Source organism: Streptomyces sp. NPDC032721 (genome assembly GCF_055579625.1).
In genome coordinates this window covers 15121-27777 of record NZ_JBVIMX010000028.1, presented here as the reverse complement: position 1 = coordinate 27777, position 12657 = coordinate 15121, and the positions used below count along the sequence as shown (strand labels likewise).

The window sequence follows — 12657 nt, the reverse complement described above, 5'->3', positions numbered from 1 at the left end:
TTCAATTCTCCCAGTCCGAGGCCAGTTCGTCCTCGAACTCTTCGATCTCGCTCTGTGTGATGTCTATAAGCCCCACGTCGTGGGGGGTCAGGCCGCCGGCGTCGGGCCGCTGGGCGTAGTCGGCGAGGGCGGTCAGGGCCTCGAACCAGCCGTCGGCCAGAGCGGTTACTTCCTCCTCTCCCAGCACTCCGGGGGCCCAGGTCCAGGTGGCGCCGAGCCGGGGTCCCTCCTCGCTCTCCTCGATGTAGGCGTTGATCTCGACGGCGTGCGCCAGCGGGGTCGCCGGGTCCTCGCCGTCGGGCCGGGGCAGGCCGTTGGCGACCGTCCAGTCGCCGCTCTCGCCGGGGATGAACCGGCCGAGGTAGTTGAAGCCGATCTCGGCGGCCCCGAGGCCCTCGAAGGCGGCGGCGGTCTGCGGGTTGAGGTGGCGCAGCTGCCCGTAGCCCAGGCCCTCGCGGGGGACGGCACGCAGTTGCTCCTTGACGTGCTTGAGTACGGTTCCGGCGGCGGCGCCGGACGCGAAGGCGTCGGTGAGGTCGGCGCCGCCGGTGTCCAGCAGCACCGGGTACAGGGCGGTGAACCAGCCGGTGGTGCGCGACAGGTCCAGGGTGCCGGTGGTGTCGCGGCCGTGGCTCTCCACGTCGATGAGTACGGCTGCGTCGGCGTCGCCGCGCACCTTGGCGGCGGCCATCGCGAGGCCGGCCATCAGGACGTCGTCCACGCCCGCCCCGACCACTGCGGGGGCGGTGGTCAGGAGGTGTCCGGTGGGCTGCGCGGGCAGGGTGCGGCGCAGCTTGTGGGCACCGGCCAGGAGGTCGGTGGACGGGTCGAGGGGGCGTGCGCCCAGCGGTTGCCGGCCGCGCCGCAGGGTGCCGGTCCAGTGGTCGAGCTCGGCCAGTGTCTGCGGTTCGGTGGCGCGCTGTACGGCCCGCTCGGACCAGCGGCGCAGTGAGGTGCCGCCGGTGTCGAGGCGGGGCCGTTCGCCCGCCTGGACCTGCTGCCAGGCCAGGACGAGGTCGGGCAGCAGGATCCGCCAGGACACCCCGTCGATCGCGAGGTGGTTGGCGGCGACCAGGAGCAGGCCGGGCTCGGCGCCCCGGTCGAACCAGACGATCTCGATCATGGCGGCGTCGGCGGGGGCGAGCCTGGTGACGGCGGCGCGGCCGTGGACGCGTACGGCTTCGGCGAGTTCGGCCTCGGTGAGGGTGGTGGTGTCCATCCGGCGCACCAGGTCCTCGGCCCGTACGGCGCCGACGGGGTGGACCTCCACGCCCCAGGTGGTGGCGTCGTCCGGGTCGACGACGGCCACCTGGAGGCGCAGGCTGTCGTGGCGCTCCAGGAGGGCTCCGACGACGGCGTGCAGCTTGGCCAGGTCGAGTCCGGCGGGGGCGTGCAGGATGGTGGTCTGGTTGAACCGGTCCATCGGGACGCGGCGTTCGGCCAGCCAGTGCAGCATCGGCCAGGCGGGCAGGGTGCCGACGGGCTCGTCGGGCTCGGTGTCCTCGGCGTCGACGGCCGCGGCGGCGGCGCGGGCGAGTTCGGCGACCGTACGGTGCGTGAAGACGTCGGCGCCGGTGATCCGCAGGCCCTCCCGGCGGGCGGCGCTGACCAGTTGGATGGCCATGATGCTGTCGCCGCCGAGGTCGAAGAAGGCGCCGTCGGGGTCGACGGACCCCTCGGGCAGGCCGAGGGTCTGGGCGAAGAGGCGGACGAGGATCTCCTCCTCGGCGCCCTCCGCGGCGCGGCCGTCTGCGGTGCCGAACTCGGGTACGGGCAGCGCCTTGCGGTCCAGCTTGCCGATCGGGGTGAGCGGCAGCTCGGTCAGCTCGACGATCGCGGCCGGGACCATGTAGTCGGGCAGGGTGGCGCCCAGGTGGGCGCTCAGCCCGTCGCGGTCGTAGCCGGGGCCGGTGACGGTGTAGGCGACCAGGCGCTTGGTGCCGGGTCGGTCCTCGCGGACGATCACCGCGCAGGCGGTGACGCCGGGGGCGGCGGCCACGGCCGACTCGATCTCGCCGAGCTCGATGCGGAAGCCGCGCAGCTTGACCTGTTCGTCGGCGCGCCCGGCGAACTCGACGAGGCCCTGGGAGTTCCAGCGGGCCAGGTCGCCGGTGCGGTACATGCGGCTGCCGGGGGCGCCGTACGGGTCGGCGGTGAAGCGGTCGAAGGTGAGGTCGGGGCGGCCCCAGTAGCAGCGGGCGAGTCCGGCTCCGGCCGCGTACAGCTCGCCGGTGACGCCGGGCGGGACGGGCCGCAGCGCGTCGTCGAGGACGTAGTGCCGCATGCCGTCCAGGGAGCGGCCGATCGGGACGCTGAGGGAGTGGGGGTCGAGGGTGGCCGGGTCGACGCGGTGGGACAGCGCCATCACGGTGACCTCGGTGGGGCCGTAGGCGTTGACCATCCGCAGCCGCGGGTTGAGCTCCAGCAGGCGTCGTACGCCCGCCCCGGAGACCACGTCGCCGCCGGTGGCGACCTGCCGGACGGAGGCGAGCACCTCGGGTATCTCCTGGGAGAGCACCCGGAAGAGACCGGCCGTCAGGAACAGCGAGGTCAGTGCGTGGTCCTCGATGAGGGCCCGCAGGTCGGCCACGTCCAGCTCGCCGGGCGGGGCGACGACGACCTGGCCGCCGCGCAGCAGCGGCACCCAGAACTCCAGGATGGAGCCGTCCCAGGCGTGCGGGGAGTGCAGCGGCACCCGGTCGGTGACGTCGTCCCAGCAGCGGTCCTCGGCGAGCTGTACGAGGTCGCCGTGGGTGATGGCGACGCCCTTGGGCAGTCCGCTGGAGCCGGAGGTGAACATGACGTACACCAGCCGCTCCGGGGTGATCTCCACGCCCGGGTCGGTGTCGGGGAGGTCGTCGGTGCCGGCCGCCGAGGACATCAACTCGGCGCTGGTGTCGAGGAGTTCGGCGCGCTCGCGGCAGGGCTCGTCGACGACCAGCAGCGGTGCCTGGACCTGGTCGAGGAGCCAGCTGAGCCGCTCGTCGGGGTTGGCGGCGGCGAGCGGTACGTAGGCGGCGCCCGCCTTGACGATGCCGAGCAGGGTGACGGCGAGGGCGTCGGAGCGTTCCATCAGGACGCCGATCCGGTCCTCGGGGCCGACGCCGCGGCGCAGCAGGGCGTGGGCGAACCGGTTGGCGCGGGCGTCGAGTTCGGCGCGGGTCAGGGTGGTGCCCGCCCAGTCGAGGGCGGGGGCGGCCGGGTCGGCGGCCACGTGTGCGGCCAGTGCGCGGGTGACGGTCGTGGGGGCGATCGGGTCGGGGGTGTCCAGCCAGCTGCCGAGGATCCGCTCGCGCTCGCCGTCCACCAGGACGTCGTGGGCGGTGACCCGGGCGGCCGGGCGGGCGGTCAGCGCGTCGAGGAGGGCGACCAGGCGGCGGGCGAGCCGCTCGACGCTGTCCGCGTCGAACATGTCGGCGCTGTACTCGACGGCGCCGCTCCACTCGACGGGGGTGCCGCTCTCGCCGAGCCGGTCGGTGAGGGTGAAGGTCAGGTCGAACTTGGCGACCTTCGGGTCGACGGCGCAGGGCCGCGCGGTCAGTCCGGGCATGTCGGCGACCTCGGCGAGGGCGCTGCCCAGGGAGCTGTCGAGGCTGAGGACGACCTGGAAGAGCGGGTGGCGGGCGGCGGAGCGCTCGGGGCGCAGGACCTCCACCAGCCGCTCGAAGGGGACGTCCTGGTGGGCGAAGGCGGCCAGGTCGGTTTCCCGTACGCGCTCGACGAGTTCGGCGAAGGTCGGTTCGCCGGACAGGTCGGTGCGCAGGACAAGGGTGTTGACGAAGAAGCCGACCACGTCGGCCAGTGCCTCGTCGCTCCGGGAGGCCACCGGGGAGCCGATCGGGATGTCGGTGCCCGCGCCCATCCGGGAGAGCAGTGCGGCCAGTGCCGCCTGTACGACCATGAAGGGGGTGGCGCGCAGTTCGCGGGCGACCTCGCCGACGCGCTCGTACAGCGGCTGCGGGACGGTGAAGACGTGGCGGCCCGCGCGGTGCGGTCCGACGGCCGGCCTGGGCCGGTCGACGGGCAGCGTCAGCTCGTCCGGAAGGCCACTCAACTGGCGCTCCCAGAAGTCCAGTTGGCGCTGGGTCTCGCTGCCTTCCGCGCCGTCGCCGAGCCTGGCGTGCTGCCACAGGGCGTAGTCGGCGTAGCCGACCGGCAGCGGTGCCCAGCCGGGGGCCGTCCCGTGGGCCCTGGCCGTGTAGGCGGCTGCCAGGTCGCGGGCGAGCACCGGCATGGAGGTGCCGTCGCCCGCGATGTGGTGGACCACGATCAGCAGCACGTGCTCCTCGGGCCCGGCCCTGAACAGCCGCGCCCGCAGGGGCACTTCGGCCGTCAGGTCGAATCCGGCGGCGGCGCCCTCGTCGATCCGCGCGGCGAGGTCGTCGGGGTGCGTCGGCAGTACGGGCAGGTCGACGGGGGCGTCGGCGAGTATCCGCAGCCAGGCGTCGGTGCCGTTGCCGGTCGGGTCCTCGATGAGGGTGCGCAGGCTCTCGTGCCGGCGCACCACGTCCCCGAGCGCCTCGCGCAGCGCGTCCACGTCGAGGGCGCCGGTCAGCCGCAGCGCGATGGGGATGTTGTACGTACCGCTGGGCCCGGTCAGCCGGTCCAGCAGCCACAGCCGCTGCTGGGCCGGGGAGAGCGGGATCCGCGCGGGGCGCGGCAGCGCGCCGAGTACGGCGGAGCCGGTGGACGCCGCGTCGGACGCGTCGTCAGCCGGGGCCGCGCGGCGGGCCAGGGCGGCCGGGGAGGGTGACTCGAAGAGTTCGCGGACGCCGACCTCGACGCCCAGGACGGTACGGATGCGGGCGGTGAGCCGCATGGCGAGCAGGGAGTGGCCGCCGAGGTCGAAGAAGGAGTCGTCGACCCCGACCCGCTCCACGCCGAGCACCTCGGCGAAGGCGTCGACCAGGAGCCGCTCGGCCTCGCTGGCCGGGGCGCGGCCCTCGGCGCGGGCGGGTGCCTGCGGGGCGGGCAGCGCCTTGCGGTCCAGCTTGCCGTTGACGGTCAGCGGCAGCCGGTCGAGGAGGACCACGTGGGAGGGCACCATGTGGGACGGCAGCCCGTCGGCCACCGCGTCGCGCAGCGCGCCGCCCTGGTCCGGGGAGCCGTCGCCGTCGGTGACCACGTACGCCACCAGTCGCCGGTCGCCGGGGTTGTCCTCCCGTACGACGACGGCGGCCTGGGCCACCTCGTCCAGCGCCAGCAGCGCCGACTCGATCTCGCCGAGCTCGATGCGGAAGCCGCGCAGCTTGATCTGGGCGTCGGCCCGGCCGAGGTACTCCAGGGAGCCGTCGGCCCGGCGCCTGGCCAGGTCGCCCGCCCGGTACATGCGGGTGCCGGGGGCGCCGAACGGGTCGGCGACGAAGCGGGTCGAGGAGAGGCCGGGGCGGTGGGCGTAGCCCCGGGCCACTCCCCCGCCGGAGACGTACAGTTCGCCGACGACGCCGACCGGGGTCGGCCGCAGCCGCTCGTCCAGGACGTGCACGCCCAGGTCGGGGATGCCGGCGCCGATGGCGCCGACGACACCGGTGCGCACCTCGTCGGCGGCCAGCCTGCGGTAGGTGACGTGCACCGTGGTCTCGGTGATGCCGTACATGTTGACCAGGGCGGGGGCGTCGTCGGCGTGCCGCTCGTACCAGGGCAGCAGCCGGGCCGGGTCGAGGGCCTCGCCGCCGAAGACGACGTAGCGCAGGCTCAGCGGGGCGCCGCCCGCGTCGCCGTCGGCGGCGATGAGTTCGTTGAAGGCGGAGGGGGTCTGGTTGAGGACGGTGACCTTCTCGCGGACCAGCAGGTCGAGGAAGGCGGCGGGTTCGCGGGTGACCGCGTGCGGGACGACGACCAGGCGTCCGCCGTGCAGCAGCGGGCCCCACAGCTCCCACACGGAGAAGTCGAAGGCATACGAGTGGAAGAGGGTCCAGGTGTCGTCGGCGCCGAAGCCGAACCAGTGGTCGGTGGCGTCGAAGAGCCGCAGCACGTTGCGGTGGGTGACCACGACGCCCTTGGGGGTGCCGGTGGAGCCCGAGGTGTAGATGACGTACGCGGCGTGGTCGGCGGCGGCGACGGGTGCCGGGTCGTGCTCCGGGCGCCGGGCCAGGTCGGCGGCGGTGGCCGGGTCGTCGAGGGCGAGCCAGCCGTCGTCGCCGCCGAGGGCGGCGGCGGTGGCGCGGGTGGCGACGGTGACGACCGGCCGGGTGTCGCCGAGCAGCAGTGCCACCCGCTCGGCCGGGTAGGCCGGGTCGACGGGCAGGTATCCGGCGCCGGACTTGAGGACGGCGAGCACGGCGACGGCGAGGTCGGTGACCCTGGGCAGGGCGAGGGCGACGAACTCCTCGGGGCCCGCGCCGCGTTCGCGCAGCAGGGCGGCGAGGCGGTTGGCGGCGGCGTTGAGCTCGCGGTACGTGAGGGATGCGGGTGCGCCCGTCTCGTCCTCGCCGGTGACGGCGACGGCGTCGGGGTGGGCGGCGGCGACCGCCTCGAAGCGGCGGACGATCGAGTCGTCGGCGGCGACGGGGGCGGCCGGGTCGGCGGGCGTGTACGTCCAGTCGCCCGCCAGTTGGCGGCGCTCCTCGGGCGCGAGCACGTCGAGGTCCGCGACGGGGGCGGCGGGGTCGGCGAGTGCCGCGCCGAGGAGCCGTACCAGCCGCTCGCCCAGCTCCTCGGCGGTCCGCGCGTCGAACTGCTCGGCGCTGTACTCCAGGCCGACCGCGATCCCGGCGGGCGCGGCGTCTTCCGTCAGCTGCGGGCGCAGGTGCAGGACGAGGTCGAACTTGGCGACCTCGGAGGCCAGGTGGAGGGGCTCGACGGCCAGGCCGGGCAGGTCCTCCAGGGACTCCATGGCGCGGGTCTCGTCGTCGCCCCACTCGACGACCACCTGGAACAGCGGGTGGCGGCCGGCCGAGCGCTCGGGGCGCAGTGCCTCCACCAGGCGCTCGAAGGGGACGTCCTGGTGGGTGAAGGCGGCCAGGTCCGTCTCCCGTACGCGCTCGACGAGTTCGGCGAAGCTGGGCTCGCCGGACAGGTCGGTGCGCAGGACGAGGGTGTTGGCGAAGAGGCCGACCACGTCGGACAGGGCCTCGTGGGAGCGGCCCGCGATCGGGGAGCCGATCGGGATGTCGGTGCCCGCGCCCATCCGGGAGAGCAGTGCGGCCAGTGCCGCCTGCATGACCATGAAGGGGGTGGCGCGCAGTTCGCGGGCGAGGCGGTTGACCTCGCCGTGCAGGGCGGCGGACAGCTCGAAGCGGTGGCGTCCGGCGCGGTGCGCTCCGGCTGCCGGGCGGGGCCGGTCGACGGGCAGGACCAGCTCGTCGGGCAGCCCGGCGAGCGTGGTCCGCCAGTGGTCGAGCTGGCGCCCGAGGACGGACTCGGGATCGCTCTCGTCACCGAGCCCGTCGCGCTGCCAGAGGGCGAAGTCGGCGTACTGCGGGACGGATCCGGGGGCCTGCGGCGCGGTGCCCGCGAGCCGGGCGCGATAGGCGGCGACGAGGTCACGGGCCAGGACGGGCACGGAGGCGCCGTCGCCGGAGATGTGATGGACGACGAGGAGCAGGACGTACTCGCGGGGCTGGTCGGAGGCGTTGGCGTCCCCGTCCGCATCCCCGTCCGCGTCGGTGATCGTGAACAGCCTTGCCCGGACCGGGATTTCAGCCGTCAGGTCGAAGGGGTGGGCGATGTCCTCGGCCAGGGCGGCGTGCAGGGTGGCCTCGGTGGTCTCCGAGCGTTCCAGGGTGAGCCGGGCGGGCACGATCCGCTGGTGGGCGCCCTCCTCGTCCTCCGCGATCAGGGTGCGCAGGCTCTCGTGGCGGTCGATCAGGTCCTGGAGCGCGGCGGCGAGCGCCGGCTCGTCGAGGGTGCCCTTGAGCCGTAGGGCCAGCGGGATGTGGTAGGCGGTGTTGGGTCCGTCGAAGCGGTCGAGGAACCACTGCCGCTGCTGTGCGTACGACAGCGGGAGCCGCTCGGGGCGGGGCAGTTCGCCCGGTGCGCCCGCCCGGCCGCGCGGTCCGCCGGTGGCGGTCCTGGCGAGCTCGCGGACGGTGGGCGTCTCGAAGACCTCCCGTACCCCCAGCTCCACGCCGAGGACGGCCTGCGCCCTGGCGACCAGCCGCATCGCGAGCAGGGAGTGGCCGCCGAGGTCGAAGAAGGAGTCGTCGACGCCGACCCGCTCCACGCCGAGCACCTCGGCGAACACTCCGGCGAGGAGTTCCTCGACCGGGGTGGCCGTCTCGCGGCCCGTCGGGGCGGCGAGCTGCGGGGCGGGCAGGGCGGACTCGTCCAGCTTGCCGTTGACGGTGACCGGCAGTGCGTCGATGACGACGACGGCGGCGGGCACCATGTGCTCGGGCAGCGTCTCGCGCAGCCGGGCGCGCAGCGTGTCGGGGACCACGGTGGCGCCGGGGGCGGGCACCGCGTAGGCGATCACCCGCCGGTCGCCGGGCCGGTCCTCGCGGACGACGACGGCGCTCGCGGCGACCTCCGGGTTGCGTACGACGGCGGCCTCGATCTCGCCGGGTTCGATGCGGAAGCCGCGCAGTTTGATCTGCCGGTCGGCGCGGCCCGCGTAGACGAGCTGGCCGTCGGTGCGCCAGGCGGCGAGGTCGCCGGTGCGGTAGAGGCGGGTGCCGGGGGCGCCGAACGGGTCGGCGACGAAGCGCTCCGCGGTCAGCGCGGGCCGGTCCAGGTAGCCGCGGGCCAGGCTGTCTCCGGCGACGTACAGCTCGCCGGTGACGCCGACCGGTACCGGCTGGAGGTGCGGGTCCAGGACCCGGACGGCCTGTCCGGGCAGGGCGCCGCCGATCGGCGGGATGCCGGGGCCGGAGAGCGGGGTGCTCATGGTGGCGCAGACGGTCGTCTCGGTCGGCCCGTACGCGTTGATCATGCGGCGGTCCGCCGACCAGATCTCGGCGACCTGCGGCGGGCACTGCTCGCCCGCGACGGTGAGGCCGCGCAGGGTCGGCAGGTCCTCGGGGGCCATCTCGCGCAGGGCGGCGGGCGGCAGGGTGGCGTGGGTGATGCCGTGGGCGGCCACGGTGCGGATCAGCGGGGCGCCGGGCAGGAGTTCGTCGCGGGAGGCCAGGACGAGGGGGACGCCGGCGAGGAGGGTGACGACGACCTCGGAGACGTACGCGTCGAAGCTGGGCGAGGCGAACTGCAGGACCCGGCTGTCCGGGGTGATGCCGAAGGCGGCGCGCTGGGCGCGGGCCAGGCCGGGGATGCCGCCGTGGGTGACGACGACGCCCTTGGGGCGGCCGGTGGAGCCCGAGGTGTAGATGACGTACGCGGCCTGGTCGGGGCGCGGGGTGCGGTCGGGTGCCGGGTCCGCGTCGGCCGGGTCGAGAGCCAGGTCCAGGGTGTCGATGTCGAGGCGGCGCACACCGGTGTCGGGCAGTTCGGTGCCGCTGGTGGTCAGGAGCAGTACGGGGGCCGAGTCGGCGAGCGTGTTCGCGATGCGCTCGGCGGGGTGGGCCGGGTCGACGGGGACGAACGCGCCGCCCGCCAGGGCCACCGCGTGCAGGGCCACCACGAGTTCGGGCGAGCGGGGCAGCACGATCGCCACGCGCCGCTCGGTGTCCACTCCGGCGTCCGCGAGGGTCCGGGCGAGTGCCCCGGCGCGGCGGGCCAGTTCGCCGAAGGTGAGGGTGCCGGTGGCGTGGATCAGGGCGGGGGCTTCGGGGGTGCGGCGGGCCTGCGCCAGGAACAGTTCGGGCCACGAGCGGGCGTCGGAGCCGGTGTCGGTGCCCGCCCCGGTGCCCGCGTCCGCCCCGGTGCCCGCCTCGGCGCCCCGGCCGAGCTTGAGCAGGGCCGCGCGGGTGGCGCCGCCGTGGGCGGCGATCCGTCCGACGGGCAGCTCGGGCTGGGTGACCACGGTGTGCAGTACGCGGCGCAGCATCCGCCCGATGTCGCCGATGCGTTCGGCGGGGATGGTGTCGGGGCGGTGGTGCAGGCGCAGGTGCAGTCCGTCGGCGGTGGGGCTCGCCTCCATGGCGAGGGCGTAGTGGGTGACGGAGTGGTGGCCGGGGATGCCGGCCTCCAGTCCGGCGCCCCGGGCCACGGAGCGGAGCGACTCGATGTCGAGGGGGTAGTTCTCGAACACCATGGAGGTGTCGAAGAGTTCGCCGTGTCCGGCGGACCGCTGGATGTCGGCGAGGCCGAGGTGCTGGTGCTCGCCGAGGCGGGCCTGTTCGAGCTGGATGCGGCGGGCGAGGACGCCCACCGGCTCGTCGGCGCGCAGGGTGGCCCGCAGCGGCAGGGTGTTGATGAAGAGGCCGACCATGGAGTCCACGCCGGGCAGGTCGGCGGGCCGTCCGCTGACCGTGGTGCCGGTGACGACGTCGTCGCGGCCGGTGAGGCGGGCCAGCAGGAGCATCCAGGCGGTCTGTAGAAGGGTGTTGACGGTGACGCCCGCGCGCCGGGCGGCGCCCTCGGTGTCGAGTCCGGCGACGACGAGGTCGTACCGTCCGGGTTCCTGTCCGGCCGGGGCGGGGCCGTGGGCGAGCAGGGTGCCGCCGTCGAGTCCGGACAGTGCCTGCTGCCAGGCGGCGCCTGCCGCCTCGCGGTCCTGCCGGGCCAGCCAGGCCAGGTACTCGCGGTGCGGCCGGGCGTCGGCGAGCGTCTCGCCCCGGTAGAGCGCCATGAGTTCGCGCAGTACGACGGGCAGCGACCAGCCGTCGCGGATGCTGTGGTGCGAGGTGACGAGGAGGGTGTGCCGGTCGCCGACGGAGCCGAGCGTCCAGCGGATCAGCGGGGCGCGGGTGATGTCGAAGCGGCGCTCCCGGTCGGCCTCGCAGAGCGCGTCGACGGCCGCCGTGTCGGCCAGTTCGCGCTCGGTGAGGTCCAGCGGCGGGTCGGCGACGACGACCTGAACGGGGGTGCCGTGCGAGGTGCGGCGGAACGCGGCGCGCAGGGCCGGGTGGCGGCGCTGCACCTCGGTGGCGGCGGCCCGCAGCCGGGCCCGGTCCAGCGGGCCGGTGAGCTCGATGCGGAACTGGGTGACGTACGGGTCGTTCTCGCCGTCGCCGTACTGGTGGTGGAAGAGCAGGCCCTCCTGGAGGGGGGCCAGCGGCAGCAGGTCGGCGACGTCTCCGGCCGCCTCCAGCTCGCGGATCTCCGACTGCTCCAGCTTGAGCAGCAGGTCGGAGGGGGTGAGTCCGCCGGCGTCGGGGCGCTGGGCGTAGGCGGCGAGGCCGCGCAGCGCGGTGAACCACAGCTCGGCGAGCCGGGCGGCGCCCGCGTCGTCGACCAGGGCGCGGGCCCAGGTCCAGGTGGCCACCAGCTCGGGTCCGTCCGGGCCTTCGTGGGCGGTCGCGTTGACCTCCACGACGTGCGAGAGCGGTACTTCGGGGGCGTCGTCGGCGCCCACGGCGGCCAGTTCCCAGCCGGGGGCGAGCGCGCCGCCCAGGTTCGTACGGCCCAGGTAGTTGAAGCCGATCTGGGCTTCGGGGAGGGCGGCGAAGAGCGGTGCGGTGGCGGGGTCGGTGTACCGGGCGAGGCCGTAGCCGACGCCTTCGCGCGGGACGGCGCGCAGCTTCTCCTTGACGGCGCGTACGGCGTCGCCCGCGGCGTCGCTGCCCGCGAGGACGGCCTGCGGTCCTGCGGCGGCGGTGTCCAGGCGCACCGGATGCGTGACGGTGAACCAGCCGACGGTCTGGGAGAGTTCGGCGCCCGGCACCAGCTCCTCGTGGCGGCCGTGGCTCTCCACGTCCACCAGCAGGGACTCCTGGTCGCCGCGCCACAGCGGTACGGCGGCGGCCAGCGCGGTCAGCAGGACGTCGTCGGGGGTGGCGCGGAACGCGGCGGGCAGTGCGGAGAGCACCGCGGCGGTGACGTCGGCGGGCAGTCGCAGGGTCAGCCGTCCGGCGTCGCCGCGCAGGTCAAGGGCGGGGTCGAGCGGCCGGTCGCCGAGCAACGGGTCGCCCTCGGCGAGCAGTTCGCGCCACAGCTCCGCGTCCTCGGTGGGCAGCGCGCCGAAGTCCTGGGCCCAGCGGGCGAGGGAGGTGCCCACCGGGGGCAGCCCGCTCTCGCGGCCCGCGACGGCGGCCTCCCACGCCTGGACGAGGTCGGGTACGACGATCCGCCAGGACACGCCGTCGACGGCGAGGTGGTGGACGACGAGCAGCAGCCTGCCGGGAAGCTCCGTACCCCGGTCGAACCAGACGGCGCGCAGCATCCGTCCGGCGGCCGGGTCGAGCAGGTCGCGGACGGCGGAGGCGCGGTCGGCGACGAGGTCGGCGAGGTCCGACTCGGGGACGTCGGCGGGGACTTCGATACGGGTGAGGTGGGTGCGGGCGAGGGCGGTGGGGCCCTCGGGTCCGACGGGCCGGATCTCGAACTCGTCGGCGCCCAGCGTCCGCATCCGCAGCGCCTCGTGCTGCTCCAGTACGGAGCCCAGGGCGGTCGCGAGGTGGTCCTCGGTGGTCGGGGGCAGCGTCAGGGTGAGCGACTGGTGGTACTGGGCGACGCGCCCGCCGCGCGCCAGCAGCCTGCGCATCAGCGGCAGGAACGGGGCGCGTGCGGGGCCCTGTCCGACGGTGGGCGCGGGTACGGCGTCCTCGGCGAGGACGGTGGCGAGCCTGGCGACCGTACGGTGCTCGAAGACGTGCCGCGGCGTGAACCGCAGCCCCGCCGCACGCGCCCGCCCCACCAACTGGATCGACATGATGCTGT

1 protein-coding gene is annotated in these 12657 nt (G+C 75.0%); it reads right to left on the bottom strand.

The window, feature by feature from the left end; all coding sequences use genetic code 11:
• Window position 1 precedes the first annotated feature (1 nt).
• The gene (locus ACZ5PB_RS38820; protein WP_468697928.1) at window positions 2-12649 is read right to left on the bottom strand and encodes an amino acid adenylation domain-containing protein; all 12648 of its coding nucleotides are present in this window, start codon (window positions 12647-12649) and stop codon (window positions 2-4) included.
• Between the last annotated feature and the right edge of the window lie 8 nt (window positions 12650-12657).